22 protein-coding genes are annotated in these 20541 nt (G+C 65.0%); 2 read left to right on the forward strand and 20 right to left on the reverse strand.

Going from position 1 to position 20541, the window contains the following annotated elements; all coding sequences use genetic code 11:
* Window positions 1-98 precede the first annotated feature (98 nt).
* From ACP150_RS20680 to ACP150_RS20710, 7 genes are all read right to left on the reverse strand, one after another.
* Entirely contained in the window at window positions 99-647 is a 549-nt protein-coding gene (locus ACP150_RS20680; RefSeq protein WP_424968608.1) for a PQQ-dependent catabolism-associated CXXCW motif protein, read from the reverse strand.
* A complete protein-coding gene (locus ACP150_RS20685) occupies window positions 644-1489 on the reverse strand; it encodes a substrate-binding domain-containing protein (protein WP_424968609.1) in 846 nt (281 codons plus the stop codon). Before ACP150_RS20685 ends, ACP150_RS20680 begins: the two co-directional genes overlap by 4 nt.
* Complete coding sequence (locus ACP150_RS20690; RefSeq protein WP_424968610.1) at window positions 1473-2015, reverse strand: c-type cytochrome, methanol metabolism-related; 543 nt, start codon at window positions 2013-2015, stop codon at window positions 1473-1475. The genes ACP150_RS20685 and ACP150_RS20690 overlap by 17 nt, the downstream gene beginning before the upstream one ends.
* Before the next feature lie 87 nt (window positions 2016-2102).
* Window positions 2103-3905, reverse strand: a complete 1803-nt coding sequence (locus ACP150_RS20695; RefSeq protein WP_424968611.1) for a methanol/ethanol family PQQ-dependent dehydrogenase — start codon at window positions 3903-3905, stop codon at window positions 2103-2105.
* Window positions 3906-4032: 127 nt separating this feature from the next.
* A complete protein-coding gene (locus ACP150_RS20700) occupies window positions 4033-4434 on the reverse strand; it encodes a c-type cytochrome (protein ID WP_424968612.1) in 402 nt (133 codons plus the stop codon).
* A gap of 19 nt (window positions 4435-4453) precedes the next feature.
* Window positions 4454-5281 (reverse strand): S-formylglutathione hydrolase, encoded by an 828-nt coding sequence (gene fghA / locus ACP150_RS20705; RefSeq protein WP_424968613.1) that lies wholly within the window; start codon window positions 5279-5281, stop codon window positions 4454-4456.
* Between the two features lie 3 nt (window positions 5282-5284).
* Window positions 5285-6397: an S-(hydroxymethyl)glutathione dehydrogenase/class III alcohol dehydrogenase gene (locus ACP150_RS20710; RefSeq protein WP_424968614.1), complete on the reverse strand. Its 1113-nt coding sequence runs from the start codon at window positions 6395-6397 to the stop codon at window positions 5285-5287.
* 166 nt (window positions 6398-6563) lie between these two features.
* Between ACP150_RS20710 and ACP150_RS20715 the strand changes: the two genes are divergently transcribed.
* Complete coding sequence (locus ACP150_RS20715; RefSeq protein ID WP_424968615.1) at window positions 6564-7178, forward strand: hypothetical protein; 615 nt, start codon at window positions 6564-6566, stop codon at window positions 7176-7178.
* Window positions 7179-7184: 6 nt separating this feature from the next.
* On the opposite strand, the gene ACP150_RS20720 is transcribed toward ACP150_RS20715, so the two are convergent.
* Window positions 7185-8225 carry a quinoprotein relay system zinc metallohydrolase 2 gene (locus ACP150_RS20720; RefSeq protein ID WP_424968616.1) on the reverse strand — a complete coding sequence of 347 codons (1041 nt, stop codon included), beginning with the start codon at window positions 8223-8225 and terminating at the stop codon, window positions 7185-7187.
* Window positions 8226-8348: 123 nt separating this feature from the next.
* Between ACP150_RS20720 and ACP150_RS20725 the strand changes: the two genes are divergently transcribed.
* Entirely contained in the window at window positions 8349-9161 is an 813-nt protein-coding gene (locus ACP150_RS20725; RefSeq protein WP_424968617.1) for a quinoprotein dehydrogenase-associated SoxYZ-like carrier, read from the forward strand.
* A gap of 72 nt (window positions 9162-9233) precedes the next feature.
* Here the strand turns inward: ACP150_RS20725 and ACP150_RS20730 are convergent, their stop codons facing one another.
* The 12 genes from ACP150_RS20730 to ACP150_RS20785 all read right to left on the reverse strand — a co-directional run bounded on the left by ACP150_RS20730 (window position 9234) and on the right by ACP150_RS20785 (window position 20527).
* Window positions 9234-9602: a hypothetical protein gene (locus ACP150_RS20730; RefSeq protein WP_424968618.1), complete on the reverse strand. Its 369-nt coding sequence runs from the start codon at window positions 9600-9602 to the stop codon at window positions 9234-9236.
* Window positions 9599-10261 carry a hypothetical protein gene (locus ACP150_RS20735; RefSeq protein WP_424968619.1) on the reverse strand — a complete coding sequence of 221 codons (663 nt, stop codon included), beginning with the start codon at window positions 10259-10261 and terminating at the stop codon, window positions 9599-9601. Before ACP150_RS20735 ends, ACP150_RS20730 begins: the two co-directional genes overlap by 4 nt.
* 36 nt (window positions 10262-10297) lie before the next feature.
* Window positions 10298-12571, reverse strand: coding sequence for a PAS-domain containing protein (locus ACP150_RS20740; protein WP_424968620.1), 2274 nt, complete (start codon window positions 12569-12571; stop codon window positions 10298-10300).
* A complete protein-coding gene (locus tag ACP150_RS20745) occupies window positions 12568-13725 on the reverse strand; it encodes an FIST N-terminal domain-containing protein (protein WP_424968621.1) in 1158 nt (385 codons plus the stop codon). Before ACP150_RS20745 ends, ACP150_RS20740 begins: the two co-directional genes overlap by 4 nt.
* Before the next feature lie 12 nt (window positions 13726-13737).
* A complete protein-coding gene (locus ACP150_RS20750; protein ID WP_424968622.1) occupies window positions 13738-14457 on the reverse strand; it encodes a response regulator in 720 nt (239 codons plus the stop codon).
* A gap of 122 nt (window positions 14458-14579) precedes the next feature.
* Entirely contained in the window at window positions 14580-15779 is a 1200-nt protein-coding gene (locus ACP150_RS20755) for a hypothetical protein (RefSeq protein WP_424968623.1), read from the reverse strand.
* A complete protein-coding gene (locus ACP150_RS20760) occupies window positions 15776-16450 on the reverse strand; it encodes a hypothetical protein (RefSeq protein ID WP_424968624.1) in 675 nt (224 codons plus the stop codon). Before ACP150_RS20760 ends, ACP150_RS20755 begins: the two co-directional genes overlap by 4 nt.
* A complete protein-coding gene (locus tag ACP150_RS20765) occupies window positions 16447-17346 on the reverse strand; it encodes a VWA domain-containing protein (RefSeq protein WP_424968626.1) in 900 nt (299 codons plus the stop codon). The genes ACP150_RS20760 and ACP150_RS20765 overlap by 4 nt, the downstream gene beginning before the upstream one ends.
* Window positions 17343-18305 carry a VWA domain-containing protein gene (locus ACP150_RS20770; protein WP_424968627.1) on the reverse strand — a complete coding sequence of 321 codons (963 nt, stop codon included), beginning with the start codon at window positions 18303-18305 and terminating at the stop codon, window positions 17343-17345. The genes ACP150_RS20765 and ACP150_RS20770 overlap by 4 nt, the downstream gene beginning before the upstream one ends.
* Window positions 18298-18669 (reverse strand): hypothetical protein, encoded by a 372-nt coding sequence (locus tag ACP150_RS20775; RefSeq protein WP_424968628.1) that lies wholly within the window; start codon window positions 18667-18669, stop codon window positions 18298-18300. Before ACP150_RS20775 ends, ACP150_RS20770 begins: the two co-directional genes overlap by 8 nt.
* A complete protein-coding gene (locus ACP150_RS20780; protein WP_424968629.1) occupies window positions 18666-19574 on the reverse strand; it encodes a DUF58 domain-containing protein in 909 nt (302 codons plus the stop codon). The genes ACP150_RS20775 and ACP150_RS20780 overlap by 4 nt, the downstream gene beginning before the upstream one ends.
* Window positions 19571-20527 (reverse strand): AAA family ATPase, encoded by a 957-nt coding sequence (locus ACP150_RS20785; RefSeq protein ID WP_424968630.1) that lies wholly within the window; start codon window positions 20525-20527, stop codon window positions 19571-19573. The genes ACP150_RS20780 and ACP150_RS20785 overlap by 4 nt, the downstream gene beginning before the upstream one ends.
* Window positions 20528-20541 lie beyond the last annotated feature (14 nt).

The following is a 20541-nucleotide window of genomic DNA, read 5'->3' on the forward strand; positions in this document are numbered from 1 at the left end:
CGCAGGCCGATCCGGACGAATCTCACAATGTGTCTCCTCGAACCAGCGTAACACCTGACGGCAGGGTGAGGCGCGTCTTTTTGAGGGGAGGGGCCGGGTCAGTTGGCCTGAGGCTGTGGTTCTTCGGGTTTGATCCGCTCCAGCGGGTAGTCCCAGAGCATCCAGCCATCGCTGCCCTCAGGGAGCCAGTGGACCGCTGTGTAACCCCATTCGATGGCGCGTTTTCCCGCGTTCCAGCTCATCCAGCAATCCTCGAGACAGAAGATCACCACCGGATGGCTCTTGTCCCCGCCCGTGGCCCGGGCGAGGCCGTCGCGAAAATAGGCGGCCGTGATCTCGGCCACGGCGCCGTAGCCCACATTGGGCAGCCATAGGGCGCCGGGGATCGAGTTGCGCGGCTTGTCGCGCCAGATCGTGCCCTCGGGCAGGTTCGCCGGTTTCGGGGCCTGGGGCATGACATCGATGAAGGCCGCCTCCCCCGATTTCCAAAGGGCATGGGCGGCTTCGGGCCCGATCACCGTGGCCCCGCGCAAGGTTGCGGGCACCGGCGCGCGGTAATGATCCATCCGGTAGTCATCTGGCTCGGGCACCGTCTGCGCAGTGGCCACCAGCGGCAACCACAGCAGAAGGGCGAGCGCCCGGATCATTGCGGAGGCTCGATCACTTCTTTGCCCAGATCCGTCACCAATGGCACGCCCGCGTCAAAGAGCACGGCGTTGATCTCGTCCTGATGGCGACGGATCAGGGAGTTGAGCTTGCGCTGCCAGACCTTCTCGCCTTGCCGTACGCCCATGGTGATCCGGAAGAAAAGCCGCGGGGGCAGCGTCTCGCTTACAAGCGGGATGAGCTTGAGATCCGGGTGGTTCTGCTTGACCAACGGGCCGCCGATGGGCCCCCAGAGGATCGCGGCGTCGATATCGCCCGCCTCCAGATCGTTGAGCATATCCGCCGCCGGGCTTTCGTGGCGGCGATCCACCACGAGGTTGTAGGCCTTGGCCTTGCCCACCAACCCGTTGCGCGCCAGATGGGCCGAGGGCGGTGTGCCTGCGATGATCCCGATCCGCCGCCCCTTGAGGGCCGGATCCTGCAGCGAGGTCACGCCCGCAAGGTCCCCACCGGCCGGCACGATCAGGGAATAGACCGAGGTGAAGTAATGGTTGGTGTTCAAAACCAGTTCATGACCCTGGGCATAGCCGATCACCAGATCGCATTGCTTGGCCTTGAGCGTGTTGCGGATGAACCCCGTGGCCATGGGATACCACGTGTATTGGACCGGCAGCTCGAGCTTGGAGCCGATGAGCTCGGCCAGCGTGTTCTCGAACCCGTCCTCGGTCTTGGCGGACATGGGCAGGTTTGCCGGATCCGCACAGACCCGCAGAGCATTGGTCGAGACCAGATCCGAGGTCTGCGCCTCTGCCCCATCGGCCAGCGCGACCCCGATCACCAGGGTCGCGGCCAGGGTGCCAAGCGTCTTAGCCCATGCAGCCATTCTCTTCCTCGCGGATCAGGTCGCTCTTGGCTTCCTTTTTGGCGGGGCGGCCGCGCGGAACGGCATCCACGGCACGGGCCTTTAGATAGACGTAGATGTCGTCGAGGTAGCACATGACGTTCTTGTTGTCGCCGAAATGGGGCATGACCGAGTTGCCAACCTGACGACCATTCACGACCACGTCGAAGAAGTCGTAATAACCCATGTTGATGGCGGAATTCTTGATCTTGGGGGCGTAGCTCGACCCCTCTCCGTCGGGGCCGTGGCAGACATGGCACTCGGCGTGATAGCGGCGGAACCCGTTAAAGGTCAGCCAGTCCACGGTACCGTCCTCGGCGATGTTGTAGGTCGGGATGTCTTCTTCGGTGAAATACCGTCCATCCTCGGTGTAGGCGACCGGAATTTCCGGGTACTCACCCGCCGGATCGACGTCCTGATCGGACCAGTTTGCCGCGTAAACAACGGTTGCGGTCAAGGCGGCCGCGACGGCTGCGGCGATCGCGAGGGGGGCTGCGGAGCGCATCATTCTGCTGGCCTTTCAATAGCTAGGGGTTGGACCACGGGGTTGGCGCATCGCGGGACGCGCCAACCCCAGTCTCTTCACGAACCGGGCTTAGTTCGGGAGGGCGAACACGGTCAGCTGACCACCCAGAGCGGTGTAGTCGCTCAGCGCGGCATAGCCGCCAACAGCGCCCAGACCGTCATTGGGGTTGGTCAGGCCAGCCGCAAGGCCGATCCCGGCCCAGCCACCAACACCCGACAGGATGCCGATATACTGCCGACCGTCATGCTCATAGGTCATCACGTTGCCGATGATGCCGGACGGGGTCTTGAAGCGATAGAGCTCCTCGCCCGTGTCCGCGTGCACCGCCTTCAGGTGACCTTCGAGCGTGCCGTAGAACACCACGTCACCCGCAGTGGCCAGAGCACCGGACCACACCGAGAACTTCTCGGGGATGGACCACTTGATCTCGCCATTGATGTTGTCCCAGGCGATGAAGTTGCCCATACCGCCATGGCTGTCCGGCGCCGGATACATCGCGAGGGTCGCACCCACATAGGGCTGACCAGCGGTGTAGGACACGCGGAACGGCTCATAGTCCATGCAGACGTGGTTGGTCGGGACGTAGAACATCTCGGTCTTGGGCGAGTAGGACGCAGGCTGCTGGTCCTTGGTGCCAAGAGCCGCCGGGCAGATGCCGGTGGAGTTCACGTCTTCGCCGTTCTGCTCGGTGGAGTACTGGGCCACAACCGCCGGACGACCATAGGTCTCGGACTCGGGGTCCATGTCGACACCCGTGGTCCAGTTCACAACCGGATCGAACTTCTCGGCGACGAGCAGCTCACCAGAGACGCGGTCCATGGTGTAGGCCAGACCGTTGCGGTCGAAGTGGGTCAGAAGCTTGCGCTCCTCGCCATCAATTTCCTGCTCCGTAAGGATCATTTCATTGACGCCGTCATAATCCCACTCGTCATGCGGGGTCATCTGGTAGAACCACTTGGCTTCACCGGTGTCGATGTCCCGCGCCATGACGGTCATGGACCAACGGTTGTCGCCCGGGCGCTGCGCCGGGTTCCAGGTCGAGGGGTTACCGGTTCCGTAGTAGAACAGGTTCTCGTCCATATCCGCGGAATACCAGCCCCAGGTGGTGCCGCCGCCGATCATCCACTGATCACCTTCCCAGGTGTTCGTACCGGAATCGACGCCAACAGGCTTGCCCAGATGCGTGGTTTTTTCCGGATCAACAAGGATATCGCTGTCCGGTCCCATGGAATAGGCGCGCCATTCCTGCTCGCCGGTTTCCATGTTGTAGGCCGTCACGTGCCCACGCACACCGAACTCACCGCCCGAGATGCCGACGATGACCTTGTCTTTCACAGGCAGAACCGTTGCGGTGTTGGTCTCGCCAATGGCGGGGTCGCCATTCTGCGCTTCCCAGAGCACGTCACCTGTATTAGCGTCGAGTGCGACGACCTTGGTGTCCGCCTGGTGCAGGAAGATCTTGCCATCCGCATAGGCCACACCACGGTTCACCGTGTCGCAGCACATCACCGGGATCACGTCCGGATCCTGCTTGGGCTCGTACTTCCAGATGATCTTGCCTTCATTGGCCAGATCGAGCGCGTAGACGATGTTCGGGAACGGCGTGTGCACGTACATCGTGTTGCCGATCACCAGCGGCGAACCCTCATGGCCCCGCAGCACACCGGTCGAGAATGTCCAGGCCACCTGCAGGTCGCCCACATTGTCAGCATTGATTTGGTCAAGCTCGGAATAGCGCTGGTTCTTGTAGTCGCCGGTCTGGATCGCCCATTGTTCCGAATTGTCCATTTGGGCGATCAGGTCGTCATTTGCATACGCAACCGAGGCGGCACAAAGAGCTATACCTGATGTTAGAAGCGAAAGCTTTCTCATCAATATTCCTCCCAGAAAAGCGGTGAAAACACCGCAAGAGTGATGGTCGCCCCCGATTTGGGCCGAGCATCTTGTCGTTCATTTCTTCGGGGCCACGTTCCTCCTCGACCCCGCAGAAAGTCTTGCCTTAAATCCCGTCCGCCCCGAAGGAGGCGAGATAGGCAATCACGTTTTGGCGGTCCTCTTCTTTCCGCAGACCGGCAAAGGCCATCTTCGTGCCTTTTGCATAATCCTTGGGTTTGGTGAGAAACGCCTCGAGGTTTTCAACACTCCAGACGGTGCCGTCGGCATTCAGGCCGGCCAGCGCGTCCGAGTATTTGAAACCTTCAATCGAACCGACTGCGCGGTCGACCACGCCGTTGAGCACGGGTCCCGCGCGGTTCTTGGCATCGGCCCCCACCTGGTGGCAGGCCTTGCATTTGCGGAACACTTTTTCGCCTGCTGCCGCGTCTCCGGCGATGTGACCATCGGCCAGCGCGGCCATGGGCATCGTCAGAAGACAGGTCGCTGCGAGGAGGTTCCGGATCATAATCTCCCTTTCCGTTATGTCAGTTCAGGCGCGCGGCGTGCCATTCAACATGGTCGCCCGCAAAGGTGTTCACGAAAAAATAGGAATGGTCGTAGCCCGCCTGCATACGGACCTGACCGGGCTGGCGCCGGGCGGTCAGCGCCTCGGCCAGGGCCTCGGGCTTGAGCAGGTCGAGGAACTGGTCCGACGCGCCCTGATCCACCAGCAGGTCGCCCTTCCAGCCATGCTCCTTGAGCAGGATCGTGGAATCATGCTCGGACCAGGCTGCCTCGTCATTGCCGAGATAGGCGCTGAGCTGCTTGCGGCCCCAATCGGATTGAGTCGGATGGGCAATCGGCGCGAATGCCGAGAGCGAGGTGAACATGTCCGGATTGCGCAGCGCCATGGTGATCGCGCCATGCCCGCCCATGGAATGGCCGGTAATGCCGTGGCGGTCCTGCACGGGCAGGGTTTCGACCACGAGCCCGCGCAACTCCTGCAGGATGTAGTCATACATCTGGAAATGCGGCTTCCACGGGTCGCGGGTGGCATTCACATAGAACCCCGCCCCCTGCCCCAGATCATAGGCATCGTCATCCGCCACCCCCTCGCCCCGGGGCGAAGTGTCGGGAAAGACCACCGCGACGCCATGCTCTGCCGCGTGTTCCTGGAAGCCGCCTTTGACCATGGCGTTTTCATGGGTACAGGTCAGCCCGGACAGATACCACAGCACCGGCACCGGCCCATCCGCCACCTGCGGCGGCAGATAGGCTGCGAAGGTCATGTCGCAGCCACAGGTGGCCGAGGCATGGGTGAAGACCTTCTGGGTCCCGCCGAAGCTCCGGTTTTCTGAAACCAGATCGACCACGCCTCAGAACTCCACGACGGCGCGAATGGATTCACCTCTGTGCATCAGGTCGAAGCCGTGATTGATCTCGTCCAGGGTCAGCTTGTGGGTGATCATCGGATCGATCTCGATCTTGCCGTCCATGTACCAGTCGACAATCTTCGGCACATCCGTCCGTCCGGACGCACCGCCAAAGGCCGTGCCACGCCAGACCCGGCCCGTGACCAGCTGGAACGGACGGGTGGAGATTTCGGCCCCCGCAGGCGCCACGCCGATGATCACGCTCTCGCCCCAGCCCTTGTGGGCCGCTTCGAGCGCCGTGCGCATCACGCCCACATTGCCCGTCGCGTCGAAGGTGTAATCCGCGCCGCCCCCGGTCAGCTCGACCAGATGCGCCACCAGATCGCCTTCGATCTTGGAGGGGTTCACGAAATCGGTCATGCCGAAATGGGTGGCCATCTCGACCTTGCCATCGTTCAGGTCAACGCCGACGATCTGATCCGCACCCGCCAGACGCAGGCCCTGGATCACGTTGAGGCCGATGCCACCGAGGCCAAAGACGATCCCGCGCGAGCCGATCTCGACCTTGGCGGTGTTGATCACCGCGCCGATCCCCGTGGTCACGCCGCAGCCGATATAGCAGATCTTGTCAAAGGGCGCGTCCTTGCGGACCTTGGCCAGCGCGATCTCCGGGACCACCGTATGGTTCGCGAAGGTCGAGCAGCCCATGTAATGGTGGATCGGCGTGCCATCGAGCATCGAGAACCGGGTCGAGCCATCAGGCAAGAGGCCCTGGCCCTGCGTGGCGCGCACCTTCTGACAGAGGTTCGTCTTGGGGTTGAGGCAGTATTCGCATTCCCGGCATTCCGGAGTGTAGAGCGGGATCACGTGATCCCCGACCTCTAGCGATGTCACGCCTTCACCGATCTCGATCACGACGCCTGCGCCTTCATGGCCGAGGATGGCGGGGAAGATCCCCTCGGGGTCATCACCGGACCGGGTAAACTCATCGGTGTGACACAGGCCGGTTGCCTTGACCTCGACGAGGACCTCGCCGGCCTTCGGGCCTTCGAGGTTCACCTCCATGATTTCCAAAGGCTTCCCAGCGGCCACAGCCACCGCAGCGCGTGTTCTCATAAATTGTCCTCCCACTGACCAGGGTGACGCATGCCACCATGGTCGTAGGATGACTATGGGCGGGCGAGGTTCAATCCATCAATTAAGACAATGGTGGGTATTCGGAAGATTGGACACGCGAAAGCCGGTTGGTCATACTGCGGGGACACCTGAGAAAGGATGTCCCATGTTCAGACCTCTGGCGCTTTCCCTTGCACTTCTGGCCCCGTCCCTGCCCGCATTGGCGGCGGATTACTCGGATCCCACTTGGCCATGCGTCCAACGGAAAGTCGAAACGCTGTCCCCGGGGTTGATGTGGGCCTTTCCTCTGGACCCTGCTGCGGTGGCCCCGGACGAGGCCCGCGACCAAGATGTGCGCGAGCTGGCCGGATACCTGTCCCTGCGCCGGGTCCCCCTCGAAGAACTGGAGCCTCGCGTCGCGGCTTTTGCCGAGACCTATGGCGGGGATCCCGAGGCGCTGGGGCTGGCGTTCTACACGGTGTTCGACACCCTGTCCAAGCGCCGCAGCCGGATCATCAACGGTATTGGGGACTTCTCGTTGAGCCAGATCGCGTTGGCCGAACAGATCGACGCGAACCGCGTCGCCATGGATGTGCAGATGGCCAAGGATGCGCCGGATTTCGACGCGGTGGACGCCCTGGAAGAGAAGATCGACTGGGACCAGATCATCTATACGGACCGCCAGCGCAACATCGCCTATCTATGCGAGACCCCCACCCTGCTGGAACGGCGGCTCTTCGGGATTGCCCAGATGTTGCAGCGCGTGGCGGTGGTCGAGTAGGGCCGCCTATTCCCATTCCAGCTCGGTAAAGGCGACGGTGGCGTTGCGCGGATTATACGCTTCAAAGAGCTGCCAATGGTCTTTTTCCTCGGCCGCGATCACCTCGACCGCATCGCCGAGCCGGGCGCCCTCATCCAGAGCCTGTCGCGTGTCCCGCTCGAGCACTGCGAGATAGCGGAGCATGTCCGCGGCCCCCACCGGCCAGTCGAGAAGCGGGCCGCCATGACCCGGCACCACCCCGGTGACCTCGCGCTGCGCCAGCTCCGCCATGACCGCGCGCCAGCCCAGAAGACTGCCATCGAGCGCGGGCGTATGCTGATCAAAAACCAGATCCCCGGCAAAGAGCACGCCCGTGCCCTGATCCAGCACGGTCAGATCCGTCCCTGTATGGGAGGTCGGCCAGGTCTCGAGCCGGAGCACCCGCCCCCCCAGATCGATCTCGGCCCCGGACTCGACAAACTGGTCGAGCGTCGTAACTTTGGTCCCGAGCAAGGCCTCGGCCCCCATGAGCCGCCCAAGGCTCTCGAGATAGTTGGCCTGCCGGTTGATCAGGGCCCGGGGCAGGTCCGCGTGTCCGACGGCCAGCGCGCCAGCCTCGACGAAGACCGACGCGCCAAAGACATGGTCAGGATGCATATGCGTCAGGATGATGTGGCTCACGGGTTTGTCGGTCACCGCCCGAATGGCGCGCCAGGTCCCCTCGCCCATCCAGCGGGCGGTGCCACTGTCGATCACGGCCACGCTGGTCTCGCCGACCACAAAGCCCAGGTTCGAGACATCCCCGCGATTCGTTGTGTCCGGTTCCGCAATCGCCCCGCGATGGACAAAGACCCCTGCCGCCACCTCGGTCATCTCGAGCGGCGGACCCACCGGCGCACATTCGGGCGCGCCCTTGGGCAGGAGCCCCGCGATGCCCAGATCGGGCGCGCGATCTTGCAATTGCCGGAGACAGGCCGCCTGGCTGGCGGCCTCGAACCCCGGCAGCAGATGGTCGCGGCACGGGCCCGCCTCAAGCGAAACACAGAGGGTTACGATGGCTTCAAACACGGGGGCTGTCCTCCTGCAGGGCGGATACACGCGATTGTGAAACCCGTCGCCTCCCGGGATCCTGTGTCATTTTGCGTATTTTTATGGCATAAGTGTCAAGTTTTCACCCGGGAGGAGAAGATTATGGCCCCAAAACTGATTTGCGCTGCTGCCTTGGCGGCCCTGACCGCAGGACCGGTCTGGGCGGGAGACGCTGTTCAGAATCCGTTGACCGCGAGCGCCACTTGGGAGGATCTGCGCGAGGATGTGCTGGGCGATGTGGCTCTGGCCTCGGCCGACGGGATCCTGTCCGTGGACGCGCCCTACCGCGCCCATGATGCCGCGACCGTGCCGATCCAACTGAAACAAACCGACCCGAACGCGCAAATTCGCGCGGCCACTGTGGTCGTGGACGAAAACCCTGCGCCGGTTGCGGGGGTCTTCACCTTTGGCGATGGCATGGGCGCGCTGGATTTCGAATTGCGGGTCCGGGTGGATCAGTATTCCAATGTGCGCGTCATCGCCGAGACCGAGGACGGGTTCCACATGACGGGCCGCTATGTGAAAGCCTCGGGCGGGTGTTCGGCCCCGGCGACCAAGGACGCGGCGGCAGCTCTGGCCAATATGGGCAAGATGAAGCTGAAATCCTTCGACAGCAGCGCTCAGATGTCCACGCCCCGGCGCGAGGCTCAGATCATGGTGCGCCACCCGAACTATTCCGGCCTGCAGCGGGATCAGATCACACAGCTCTTCATCCCCGCCCATTTCATCGACCATCTGGAGGTCTGGCAGGGTGACGAGCTCCTCTTCACCATGGATGGCGGCATCTCGATTGCCGAGAACCCGGTCTTCCGCTTTGGCTATAACGACAACGGGGCCGAGACCCTGACGGTCAAGGCGACAGATACCGATGGCAATAGCTTCGAATCCGTGCTCGCCAAGAGCGTGACCGGCTAGACGCATACCGCGCCAAGGATCAGGCCGCCGCCTCGCTATCGGGGCGGCGGCCTTTTTCGTGACCCGTCAGGATCAGAAGCAGATCACCTCGGCCTCGGCCTGGGCCCGGCGCAGATCCGCGACGATGTTCTCGGCCATGGCGGCGTTCTGGAAAAACGACATCCGTTCGCCACCGACCCGCCGCATCGAAAGAACCGTCTCTGCGGCGAGGTAATCCTCGTAGGACAGGATCGACGCGATCTCGTCAATCGAGCAGGAGCAACGGTCCAGCATCTCGCGGGTTTGGCCATTGGTGACCATGCAGGCAAAGACATAATCCGCCCGCGCCGCGGTCGGGTAGTCGTTGAGCCGCTCGGCCACGCTCTCGGCCTGGACCAGCGCCGGAATCAAGGCGGGAATCAGGGCCGCGCTGGCCGCGGCGATCAGGGCGCGCGCCTTCATTGCGCCGTGTCGAGGCGGTCGAAGGCGAGGGTGTTGCTGTAGACCTCCCCGCCTGCGGCCTCGGCCTCAAGGCTCATGTACCAGCCGGGCACGGCATCCGACATGGTGACCCGCAATTCCAGATCTCCGAAACCGCGCATCCGGTCCACATTCGGATCCCCCTCGAAGGGCATCATCCGGATGGTGCGCGTCTCGACGGTCTTACCATCGATCACGGCCTCTCCGGCGGTGATGTCCGAGGGTTTGACCAGCGCCTCCTTGACCCGGTTGCGGATGTAAAACGGGCTGCCGCCTGCGGCCTCGGCCATGTCGCGCACGACGGTCTCGTAGAAATACATGATCATCGGATTGCCCACACTGGCCGGGAAGGTCCCCAGCGCCCGATGCTTGCCATCCTGCCGGAACTCGAGCATGGCCATCACCGCCTCTCCCTCGCGAAAACTGAGGGCGACGGCGCCCGTATCGCGCTCGGCCGCTTCGGGTTTCAGGCTGTTGCTGACCGTCCGGCTATAGACCAGCTCGGCATCCCGCGCGACCGTGTCCAGGGTCCCGTTGCGGAACAGCATCTCGTAGGTTTTCTCGCCTTCCAGAGGCGCGGCGACGGCGACCGAGGCGCTCAACACCGCTCCGACCGCCAGGCTCAACATTGTCTTTTTCATTCTTGTCCTCCCCTTGAACCGACTGTGCGGGCGTCGCTATGCCCTGTCACCGCCGACCTTTGTCTGTAGTTGCGTCTCGACCTGTGCCCTCTGATGCGCGGCGGCGGCGGCGTGGCGGCGGATCTTCCAATCGATCAGGGGCCGCAACCGGCTGAGCGCGGCGGGCTTTGTCATCACCGTCAGGTCATTCTCGAGCCCGAGACGCCGCACCAGTTCGCTGCGATCGGCGGTGATCATGATCGCGGGCACATCGCTGCCGGTGATCTCGCGGATGGCGGTGATCGCCATGATGCCCGTATCCGGACCGTCGAGCTGGTAATCAGCGAGGATGATATCCGGCGGAATGCCCATGTCGTTCACATGGGCCAGCGCTTCTTCGGTGGAGCGCGCCGCGAGCACGCTCGCCCCCCATTGCTCCAGCCATTGGATCGTGCCGTAGAGCACATCCTCGTCATTCTCGATCACCATCACGATGTGATCGATCGGGTGACCGCTCTCATCGGCCAGAGCACTCTGGGCCTCGCGCCGGATCGGCACCCCATCCGCCAAGGCGATGTTCATGCGGAACACAGAGCCCCAGCCGGGTTTGGAGCGCACCGACAGCTCATGGCCCAGCAGGCGGCAGGCCCGGTCGACAATCGACAGGCCAAGCCCCACACCCGAGCCGAGCTGCACGTCGTCGCCCCGGGTGAATTCCTCGAAGATCCGCGCCTGATCCTTCTCGGCGATGCCGACCCCCGTATCCCAGACCTCGACGACCACGTGATCGCCCCTGCGCCGCGCCCCCACCAGCACCCGTCCGCCGGGTTCGGTGTATTGCACGGCGTTCACCACAAGGTTCTGGATCGACCGCATCAGGTAGACCGGATCCGAGCGCACAAAGAGTAAGCAGGGCACCACCGTCAGCCGCACGCCCTTGCGGGCTGCAAGCGGGGACTGATCGTCGCGCACGCTTTCCATCAATGCGCCGAGATCCACCGCCATGACCGAGACTGCGTCCGGATCCGCGCTCTCGAGTCGCGAGATGTCGAGCAGCGAGTGCAACAGGTTCTCCGCCGAGGAGAACGCCCCCTTCAGCCGCTTGACCATGGGCTGAAACCCGGTCTCGCGAGTGGCCTCCTGCAGGGTCGAGATCAGCAGCTTGGCCGCGTTGATCGGCTGCAACAGGTCGTGGCTCGCCGCGGCGAGAAACCGGGTCTTGGACGAGACCGCTGCCTCGGCCCGCTCCTTGGACAGGCGTAGCTCTTCCTCGACCCGGGCCTTTTCCTCGTATTGCGCCGTGAGCTGTTCATTCGCCCGGGTCAGCTCGGCGGTGCGGGCCATCACCCGGTTCTCCAGAAGCTCCGTGGTCTGGGTCTCGAGCGTCACATCCTTGAGCTCGACCAGAAACCCGCCATCGGGCAGCACATTCGCATGCACGTCGAGCACCCGGTCCGATCCGTGGTTCACCCGCCGCACCAGCGCGCCCTTGCGGCGCAGCTCGTCGCGCCATTCATCCACCCGCAGCCAGGCATCCTCGGAGATCAGCGACCGGGTGCGCAGGAAGTCGAGCAGGGTGCTCAGCGGTGTGCCCGGCTGCAACAGGGTCAGCGGCACGCCCAGGATCTCGCGGAAGCGGCCATTCTGCATGATCACCTCGCCCTCCGCCGAGAAGGAGCAGACCCCCGACCCCATGTTCTGGAACACCGCTGCCAGGTAATCGGCCTGCCGGTCGATCAGGTGTTCCTTCTCCATCCGGTTGCGGCGGACGAGGGCGGTGATCTCGGTCATCAGAACCACGGTGTTCTCGACCGAGGTCTGCTGAATACTGAGCTGGTACCAACGGTCATCGACCAGCTCGACCACCAGCGCAGTGGTGGCGCCTGCCGATTGGCGCACCTTCAGGGTCTGGCGCAGGACCGACAGCTTGCGGTCCGTAGAGACCACGCGGGCGCTGATCTCGACCAGTTCCAGGTAATGGGACAGGGACAGGCCCGGGATGATCTTGTGCGAGATATCCGGCAGCAGCCCGCGAAACAGGTCGTTGCAGATATTGAGCCGCTCATCCGAGAAGAGCGCGACCCCCTCCCCCATGGAGGACAGCGCCTCGACCAGCGTCTTGCGGGTGCGCTCGCGCTCGGAGCGGACTGTCTCGAGCTCCAAGGTCTGGGCGGCCACCTGCTGCTGCAGGTCGATGGCGGATTGGAAGGCCCGGTAGGCCGAGGGCCCGATCTCGCTCTGGCGGTTGGCGCGGCGCACGAGCGCGTCGATGATGCGGGCCTGTTTCTCGATCTGCACCTGCGGCGGATCATAGGGGTTGACCATGCTCATATGACATAGCCCCGCCCCGGCCCGAAAAAGGCGACCCCCACGAATGTCTGGTTCATGTGAACGCCGCAATACTGCTCGCCATAGGTGTTGAACCCGAACACCCGGGAGGAACAGAGAATATCCGAGACCGCGCGGGCCAGCTGTTTCTGCTCGATCTCGAGCTTGCGCAGCACGCAGTCGAACCCGAGAATGAAGTCAGGCTGTTCCCCGAGGCGGTCCTGTCGCCGCAACCCGGTCTCAAGCGTTTGCAGGATCTCCTGTCCCTTGCCGAGGGTCATGATCAATCCGTCATCGATGGCGGCCATGAAGGACAGCCCCCCATCATCATCCGCATCGGAGATCGCGCGCACATAGTGACGGTCGCGATACTCCACCAGCATCGGGTTCTCGGCAAAGATCGTGGGCGACAGATCCTCGAGCTTGCAGCCGACCAGCCGGGCATATTCCTCGGCCGCCGGCGCGCCGTTGATCTCAAACACCTTGCGGGCCAGCGGATCCGCCCCGGTGATGACCAGAGGTGCCCCCGAGGGCAGGAAATGGTCAAAGCCCACGCCCTGAAATTCGAGATCGGTCTCCAGCATCAGCAGGACCGCCGAGTTGGTATGCGCCACGCCCTTGTGCAGAACGAAGGTCTGCTCGAACCGCAGGGAATCCCCCGCCGAGCCGCCAAAGATCGGCAGATCGCTCAGCACCGCCTCGAGGGTCGAGACCAGCACGTCCTCCTGCTGCGACACCCCGTCTGAGAAGATCAAGCCCAGCCGTTTCCAGCCTGCCGTGTGCTGGAACTCCTGCGCATGGCGCTGCGCGGTCGTGGCCAGCGCCGTGGGCGCAATCGGATCCAATGGCGCCAGCAGGACCGAGGAACAGCGGAAATGCTTCTTGGGAAAGGCCAGCAGCAGAAGCGCCCGGGTCTCGTAGCCCTGATCCGTGATCTGGCCCGCAGTTGAACAGCCAAAGACAGGCACCCCGGCCAAGGCCTCGTCCAAGGCGCTGGCCACGTCGTCCTTCGGCATGTCACCGGGCACGAAGGCCAGCACGAAGCGGGTCTCTGCAAGGCTGATCCGCGCCGCAGCGTCCAGCGCCGCCTCGCGCGCGGAGGTCAGGTGCGAGACCGCCACCTGCACAATCGAGGGATCCATGAAATGATCGCGCATCCGCTCCCTTCCCTATCGACGCAAGAAGGCGCGGGCTTCGGGTTCATCCCCGCGCTGCTCGGCCATGGCCTCTTCGACGACCACCACCGCCTCGGTGCGGTTGCGCGCGCCCAGCCGCCGCAAGAGCGCGGTGATATGCGCCTTCACAGTGGCCTCGGCAAGCGACAGCTCATAGGCGATTTCCTTGTTCGGCTTGCCTTTGCAGATAAGGCGCATGATGCGCTGTTGCTGCGGGGTGAGCTCGGCGAGCTTCGGGTGGTCGAACTCGGCGGCGAGACCTTCGGTATCCTCGGTCTCGGCCTTGCGGAAATCCTTGGGCACATAGGTGCGCCCGGCGGCAATCTTGGCCAGCACCGAGCGGAGCTGCGAAGCGGAAGTGTCCTTGGGCAGAAACCCCGCGGCCCCCTCGCTCAGCAGGGATTGGACCAGCTCGACCGAGGCCAGGGACGAGATCACAAGGATGCGCGAGTTCGGCAGGCGATTGCGCAGGGTCTTGAACCCCGAAACACCGGTCACGTCCGGCAGCTTGAGGTCGAACATCACGAGATCAGGGTCAAATCCCTGCTCCGCAGTCTCCAGCGCCGCATTCAGGGTCTGCGCCTTGCGGATATCACAGCCCGCGAACATCATCTCAAGCGCGGATTCGAGCGCATCGCTATAGAGCGGATGGTCATCCACGATAAGGATCGATGACACAGGTCGGGCTTCGATCGCCGAACGTAGCGTTTGCATGTTTTCCTCCCCCGGGACTCAACCCTACCTAGAAATCAAATCATTTCAACGGTGCCGCGTCATCGGACCGTGTCGGAACGGTCTGTCGAAGGGGACATCCCCCTGCGATGGCCCGCGCGGCCTCATGGTTTTTCGGCCAGAAAAGACCGCGCGAAGGCCGTCAGATCCGGGGCCGTGGCGCGCGGGTCGAACACCGCCTGATCCAAGCCACGCAGCAGGGCAAGCCGGGCCTCGGACGGCCCGTCCCGATCCACGATCCGCCGGGCCATCCTGCGACTTTGCGCGACCTCACCGGCCCGCGCGGCCCGGCGCATCCCCCGCGCAAGAGGGTCGAACAGGGCAAACCGGTGCAGGGCCGACAGCCCCCGAAACGCACGCCCCAGAAGCGCCCAACCGGCCCCGCCCAGAAAGACCACCGCCGCCAGAAGGCCAACGGGCCACCCCGGCAAGCTGGCCTGTACCAGCGCTGCAGGCGCTTGTGAGGTCTCAGGCGCCTCCGGGGTCACGGTGCCGAAGGCCACCCGTTGCGCCGAAATCGTGACCGACCGATCCTCGCGGTTGTCCGTGTCGAAATAGCGAAAGGTCAACGGCTCGACGATGGTCGAGGTGTCATTGCCGGGCCGGATCGTCCAGCGCCAGAACGCATAGGAAATCGGCCCATGGGGTGAGAGCTCGACAAAGCGTTTCTCCGGATGGGGAAAGATCATCGCCGAGGGCGAGGTCAGATCGGGCATCGGGGGGATCATCTCGGGCGTCACTCCCAGCGCCTCGACCCGCACGATGCGCAAGACCCCCTCGCCCGGGGCGAGCTGATCCGGCGCGTTCGACCAATTGTCCGACACCTGCAGCGTCTTGACCGGGAACCACCAGTCCGCGCCCTGCGTCGCGGGCGCCGGGGCTACCTCGATCGTCACCGGCGCGGTCTCGATCCGATGCTCGAACCATTCATCCGCCTCATCCGTCAGGGTCAGCTTGTGGGTGAAGGCGCCGATTGTCAGACGGCCCGCCCGGTCCGGATAGACCGCCATGCGCCGGGTAAAGGTCTTGACCTTGGCACCGTTCAGACGCTCTTCCCGCCAGGTATCCGCACCAAGCTGCGTCCAGCTGAACCCTTCGAAATCCGGCTGCACGATCTCTTCGCGGGTGATGTGCCGCCGATAGATCCCCCGGAGCGTGATCAGCACCATCTCCCGTTCCATGGGCATATAATCGGTCTCTTCGAGCTCGACCCAGATTTCCAGCTCCTCGGGCAGGACCTGACTGGATTGTGCCGCGGCAAGCCCCGGTACGAGCAGGAGCAGACACAGGAACAGGGCCTTCATCGCGGATCCTCCGCCTTGGGGGGCGAGAGGCCGAGCTTCTGGCGCCGTTTGAATTCCGCCGAGATCCGCGCGGCGAGATACTCGCCCGGCACATCGCTGAGCTGCTCCAGCCAGCGTTCATCGGCAATCATGAACTTGTCGTCAAAGACCCGCCGCACCCCGAGACGGCCCCGGCTGTCGAGCTCGGCCAGACCCAGCATGGTGTTGGAGTTCGTCACCTCGCTGCCCGTGCCCGCCGCGCGAGCATCGCCGCGCGCCACGAAGCTGTCCTCCTGCGGCCCCTCCTTGCGCTCGGGGAAGAGCCCCAGCGCCTCGGGGTCGATGCCCAGCCCTGCGTAATAGGCCGCGACCACATCGAAGTTTGCCCGCGCATCCGGGTCGCCCCGCGCATCGGCCAGATCGAAAGCTTCCAGCGCGGCGGCATGCTGCCCGCGATGGGCCTCGGCATTGCCCAGATTGTAGAAGGCGCGCGCCTCGGCAAAGAGCCCGGCGGCGGCGTCATAGTCCCCCGCCCTGTAGTGCGCGACCCCCTGCCATTCGACATCCGCGAAGAACGGCGCGGCCAGACCCGGCATCCCCAGCGCCAGAAGGACCCGGCCATAGGGCGCGCCCCCACCGAGCAGCGCCGCAAGCACGAAGGCCAGGGCAGCGACAATGGCCAGCGCCTTCATGCGGCCCCCTTTCGGAACAGCAGCAGCAGCGGTATCAGCGCCAGCGCGAGAAGATACCGGCCCATGTCCTTCCAGAAAAGCAGCGGGTAATCCTGCGCCTCCAGCCGGGTGCGGGCATCCTCCTGAACCCAGTCCGAAAAGGCGTCGGTCTGCTCCAGCGTGAAAACAGCACCCTGCCCCGCCGCCGCATGGGTGGCAAAGCCCGGGCGCGGCTCCAGCAGCGAGACCAGCGACAGCCGCGCGCCCTGTGCAGCGATCTCTCCGGCAGCCCGGAGAGAGGCGGGGCCAAGCCCGTCGCCATCGGTAAAGAGGACCACATCCCCTGCGATCACCTCTGCATCGGCCAGCAGTTGCGCGGCGAGGGCAAGGGCGCGTTCCGGGCGCGAGCCGCCATCGGGCACCGTCTCGGCGCTCAGCAGTGACAGGGTCTGCCCGAGCTGCAGGTGATCGCCGGTCATGTCCGTCGCCACATAGGCATCACCGCCATAGACGATCAGCCCCCCGGGCCGCGTGCCCAGAGCGGCCAGTCCGAACCGACCCATGGTCAGCATCTGTGGCCAGCGCGCATCCTCTGTGACGCTGGCCGAGGCATCGACCACGAAAAGCACCCCGTCGAGATTGCGATAGGACAGGGTCTCACGCCGCTCGATAGCCGGTCCCGAGAGCGCCAGAAGGATCACCGCCAGCGTGGTCAGAAGCGCCCAGAGCGGCGCGCGACTGCTTTGGCTATCGACGCGGCCCAAGGCGGCCATGGCCCTGAGAAGCGCGGGATCCACCGCCCGCTGCCAATCGCCGAGACCGCCACGGCGGCGCAGCACCCACCAGCCGAACCCGGCCAGTGCGAAAAGCGCCAGCAGCCAGACAGGCCGCAAGAGGGTCACGTCGAGCCCGGTCATGACAGCTCCCGCCAGCCGAACCAGACCCCGATCATCGCGGCCAGTGTCGCGGGCCAGACCCAGTATTCGCGATAGATCTCGGCGGCGAGCCCCTCGCTATCGGTCGCCTCGAGACGATCCAGCGCCTCGGTCACGGCCAGCAGGTCCTCGGTGGTGCGCACCCGGAAGCTTTCCCCGCCCGAGATTTGCGCAATGGCACGCAAGGTGGCGGCGTCGACCACGCCGCGCTCTCCGACCTCGGCCGTGGTCAGGTCCTTGGGCCCCAGCGCAATCGTGTGCACCCGCACCCCGCGACGGGCGGCCAGTTCGGCGACACCGCGCGGATTGGTGGCCCCGGCATTGTTGATCCCGTCCGAGAGCAGGATGACCACCCGGCTTTCCGCCTCGCTGGTCGCCAGACGTTTGAGCGCGAGGCCGAGCCCATCCGAGATGTTCGTGGCCCGCCCCGAGATGCCGATCGTCGCTTCCTCGATCCGGCGTGCAACGGAGTCCGTGTCAAAGGTGAAGGGGGCTGCGAAATAGGCCTCGGACCCGAACACAACCAGTGCCACCCGGTCCCCGGCCCGGCGGCGGGCGAAATCCGCCCCCACGGTGGTCACGGCCTCCAGCCGCGTGACGGGCCGGTCGCCCAGATGGAAATCGTCCCGCACCATGGATCCGGACAGGTCCAGCACGATGGCCAGATCCCGTCCCGAGACCTTGAGCGCCGAGACCGGGGCCAGATCCCGCGGTCCGGAGATCGCCAACAGCACCAGCGCCCAGATCAGCCAGAGGGCCATGCTGCGCCGGTTCACCAGCTGCGCGCCCCCCTTGGGCCGCCCCGCCGCGACCAGAGCATCGCCGATGCGCTCGGGCACGTGGATGGCGCTGCCGGTCACCTGCCCCGCCCGTGCCACACGCAGCGCCAGAAGCGGCAGCGGCAGGAGCAAAAGGATCCAGGGGTCGGCAAGATCAAACAAGGCGCGCCACCTCGCTTTCGAGACTGCCGAGGGGCAGGCCACCGTCAGGCGCATAGAGCGTGCCGCGCAGTTCGGCATAGCGGTCGGGCGCATGCTCGCGGATCAGGTGCAACAGGGCGACGCGGCGCGCGTCCTCAGGCAGGGTCTGGAGCGTCGCGATCCGGTCCTGCAGCGATCTGGATGCGGGGCGGGGCCGCCGTACCGTCAGGGCCCGGAGACCTGCCGCCAGCACCAGCGCCGCGAGGGCCGCCAGCCCCACCGCCACGCACAGCTCGGCCAGGGAACCGCCGGGTGCGAGGGCTGGCAAGTGGATGTCCCGCAGGCTGGCCAGCATGGCCTCTTCGCTGAGAGCGCGGTCGCTCATGCCGCGCGCTCCGCCGGGAAGGCCGCCGCGATACGTCGTGCGGTCGCCTCGATCTCGGCCCCGGCATCCAGCACGAGCGCGCTATGCCCGGCCACCGTCTGGACCGGCGCGGCGGTGCTGTCTTTCGCCTCTGCGCCCCCGCCCAAAGCAACGCGCAGGCGTTGCCCATCCCGGGTGACGATCGGATAGACACCCCGGGGCAGGTCCTGCCCGTCGCGGATCATGACAAGCCGGGGCACCCGGCGCCGCGCCAAGGCGTTCAGTCGATCCGCCAGTCCCGGGCCAGGCACATCAAAGCCCGACGCGATCACGATCTCGCTGCCCGAGGGGACGAGACGATCCGCCCGCGACAGGGCCGCATCCAGGGACGGGTCGCCGCCCTGCCCCGCCGCCATATCGGCAAGCGCGGCCTCATGGGCCCGCACAAGACCGCCAATCACATTCAGCATCCCGCGCACGCGCCCGGCGGGCGGCACCACGACCGGAGCCCCCTGCCCCAGTGCCATCATGCCCACGCGTCCACCGCTTTCGATCACGTTCCAGCCGATCAGGACCAGCGCCTCCGCCGCCGCGACCGAGCGAAAGGCCCGGCGCACACCCCAGAGCATGGCGGGTCGGAAATCAGCCACCAGAAGGGTGACCCGATCACGCTCTTCCTGAAACTCGCGGATATGCAGACGCCCCGTGCGCGCGGTGGTGCCCCGGTCCAGATGACGGATGTCATCCCCGGCCACGTATTCGCGCATATCCGCCACTTCGAGCCCATGCCCCTTGCGCCGTGTCGCAAAGCCGCCGGGAAGCGCGGCAAGAACCGGCGGAGTCTCTGCCGACAGGACCCTTCGGCGCAGGGCGATCAAGGGGTCCGCCCGCAGCGCGATCCCCGGCGCAGAAAGCGCCTCGCTCACAGCGGCTCGACCGCGGCGAGGATGTCGCGCACCACATCCCGTGGCGTGCGCCCATCGGCCACCGCGCGCCAGCTCAGAACCATGCGATGGGCCAGCGCGTCACCGGCGAGCTCGGACACGTCCTCGGGAATGGCATAGTCGCGCCCCTGCAGCAGCGCCCGCGCCCGTGCCGCTGCGGCCAGGGCGAGCGAGCCACGCGGGGAAACCGCATGTTCCACATCCGCCGCCAGAGGCCCTTCGCGCGTGGCCATGACCAGCCGAACGATATAGTCGCGCAACTCCGGGGCCAGATGGATCGCCCGCACCTCGGCCCGGGCGGCGTTCAACGCCTCAAGCGACAGCGATTGCGCCGGGGCCGCGCCCGTCTGGGTTTCGGCCTCGACCAGATCGAGGATCTGCCGCTCGGTCTCAAGCCCCGGCAGGTCGAGCACGATATGCAGCAAGAACCGGTCAAGCTGCGCCTCGGGCAAGGGAAAGGTGCCGTCATGCTCGATCGGGTTCTGGGTGGCGACCACCAGAAAGGGCTCGGGCAAGGGATGGGTCTCGACACCTGCGGTCACCTGATGCTCGGCCATCGCCTCGAGCAGGGCCGATTGCACCTTGGGCGGGGCGCGGTTGATCTCATCCACCAGAACAAGGTTGTTGAACACCGGACCGCGCACGAACTCGAACACGCCGTCCTGAGGTTTGTAGACCGGGGTGCCGGTCACATCCGAAGGCATGAGATCAGGCGTACACTGAATGCGGGCAAAACTGCCCTCCACGGCATCCGACAGCCATTTGACCGCGCGGGTCTTGGCCAGCCCAGGCGCACCTTCGATCAGAAGATGACCATCGGCCAGCAGAGCCACCAGCAAACGTTCGATCAGGCTCTCATGGCCCACAAGACCAGCTGCAAGTTGTGCGCTCAGCGCCGCAACACCCGCATCGCGGGGGGTCGGTCTTGTATCCATGTGTCCTCCTCATC

The organism is Dinoroseobacter sp. S375, from assembly GCF_049800775.1.
In the GTDB taxonomy this organism is placed as follows: Bacteria; Pseudomonadota; Alphaproteobacteria; order Rhodobacterales; family Rhodobacteraceae; genus Dinoroseobacter.

What these genes read in the sequence shown, in the direction of transcription:
- ACP150_RS20680 (WP_424968608.1), bottom strand. Translation starts at nt 647, where the DNA reads ATGATCCGGGCGCTCGCCCTTCTGCTGTGGTTGCCGCTGGTGGCCACT.
- ACP150_RS20685 (WP_424968609.1), bottom strand. Translation starts at nt 1,489, where the DNA reads ATGGCTGCATGGGCTAAGACGCTTGGCACCCTGGCCGCGACCCTGGTG.
- ACP150_RS20690 (WP_424968610.1), bottom strand. Translation starts at nt 2,015, where the DNA reads ATGATGCGCTCCGCAGCCCCCCTCGCGATCGCCGCAGCCGTCGCGGCC.
- ACP150_RS20695 (WP_424968611.1), bottom strand. Translation starts at nt 3,905, where the DNA reads ATGAGAAAGCTTTCGCTTCTAACATCAGGTATAGCTCTTTGTGCCGCC.
- ACP150_RS20700 (WP_424968612.1), bottom strand. Translation starts at nt 4,434, where the DNA reads ATGATCCGGAACCTCCTCGCAGCGACCTGTCTTCTGACGATGCCCATG.
- ACP150_RS20710 (WP_424968614.1), bottom strand. Translation starts at nt 6,397, where the DNA reads ATGAGAACACGCGCTGCGGTGGCTGTGGCCGCTGGGAAGCCTTTGGAA.
- ACP150_RS20715 (WP_424968615.1), top strand. Translation starts at nt 6,564, where the DNA reads ATGTTCAGACCTCTGGCGCTTTCCCTTGCACTTCTGGCCCCGTCCCTG.
- ACP150_RS20725 (WP_424968617.1), top strand. Translation starts at nt 8,349, where the DNA reads ATGGCCCCAAAACTGATTTGCGCTGCTGCCTTGGCGGCCCTGACCGCA.
- ACP150_RS20730 (WP_424968618.1), bottom strand. Translation starts at nt 9,602, where the DNA reads ATGAAGGCGCGCGCCCTGATCGCCGCGGCCAGCGCGGCCCTGATTCCC.
- ACP150_RS20735 (WP_424968619.1), bottom strand. Translation starts at nt 10,261, where the DNA reads ATGAAAAAGACAATGTTGAGCCTGGCGGTCGGAGCGGTGTTGAGCGCC.
- ACP150_RS20740 (WP_424968620.1), bottom strand. Translation starts at nt 12,571, where the DNA reads ATGAGCATGGTCAACCCCTATGATCCGCCGCAGGTGCAGATCGAGAAA.
- ACP150_RS20745 (WP_424968621.1), bottom strand. Translation starts at nt 13,725, where the DNA reads ATGCGCGATCATTTCATGGATCCCTCGATTGTGCAGGTGGCGGTCTCG.
- ACP150_RS20750 (WP_424968622.1), bottom strand. Translation starts at nt 14,457, where the DNA reads ATGCAAACGCTACGTTCGGCGATCGAAGCCCGACCTGTGTCATCGATC.
- ACP150_RS20755 (WP_424968623.1), bottom strand. Translation starts at nt 15,779, where the DNA reads ATGAAGGCCCTGTTCCTGTGTCTGCTCCTGCTCGTACCGGGGCTTGCC.
- ACP150_RS20760 (WP_424968624.1), bottom strand. Translation starts at nt 16,450, where the DNA reads ATGAAGGCGCTGGCCATTGTCGCTGCCCTGGCCTTCGTGCTTGCGGCG.
- ACP150_RS20765 (WP_424968626.1), bottom strand. Translation starts at nt 17,346, where the DNA reads ATGACCGGGCTCGACGTGACCCTCTTGCGGCCTGTCTGGCTGCTGGCG.
- ACP150_RS20775 (WP_424968628.1), bottom strand. Translation starts at nt 18,669, where the DNA reads ATGAGCGACCGCGCTCTCAGCGAAGAGGCCATGCTGGCCAGCCTGCGG.
- ACP150_RS20785 (WP_424968630.1), bottom strand. Translation starts at nt 20,527, where the DNA reads ATGGATACAAGACCGACCCCCCGCGATGCGGGTGTTGCGGCGCTGAGC.